This window comes from Pseudomonas sp. P1_A1, from assembly GCF_056406935.1.
In genome coordinates, this window is the sequence record NZ_JBFTZE010000057.1 from 1 (window position 1) to 535 (window position 535).

Sequence of the window (535 nt, forward strand, 5' to 3'; positions counted from 1 at the left end):
AGTAACACAATCACATCACGTTCTACCCCGGCCAGTTCTGTTATTTCAATATTTTTATTTGGCTGATATGCTGCCCTGCTCAGTACCGATTTAATCCGGGCGTGGGTATATTGAATAAATGGCCCCGTATGCCCCTGAAAATCTACCGATTCATTAGGATCAAACAGCAACCTTTTTTTAGGATCAACTTTAAGTAAGAAATATTTAAGCGCTCCCATACCAATGGTATTGTATAAAGCAAGCTTGTCTTCTTCAGAAAACGCGTCTACCTTACCCATGGCCTCCGTATGCACTTTTGCCGTAGTCTCCAATTCGTCCATCAGGTCATCGGCATCAACTACCGTTCCCTCACGGGATTTCATTTTCCCCGATGGCAAATCAACCATCCCGTATGATAAATGGAACAAGCCATTAGCACCTGCCTTACCCAGTTTATGAAGTATCAGGAATAGTACTTTAAAGTGATAATCCTGTTCGTTACCCACCACATAAATAGACCTATCCATGTGGAAATCATTATACTTTAACTGGGCGG

Annotated in this window: 1 protein-coding gene; it reads right to left on the bottom strand. The window is 42.2% G+C overall.

Annotation, left to right across the window (positions count from 1 at the left end; translation table 11 throughout):
* On the bottom strand, window positions 1-506 hold a 506-nt coding region (gene argS, locus AC1D2Q_RS29560; protein ID WP_477815554.1), incomplete at its 3' end, for an arginine--tRNA ligase domain-containing protein.
* Between the last annotated feature and the right edge of the window lie 29 nt (window positions 507-535).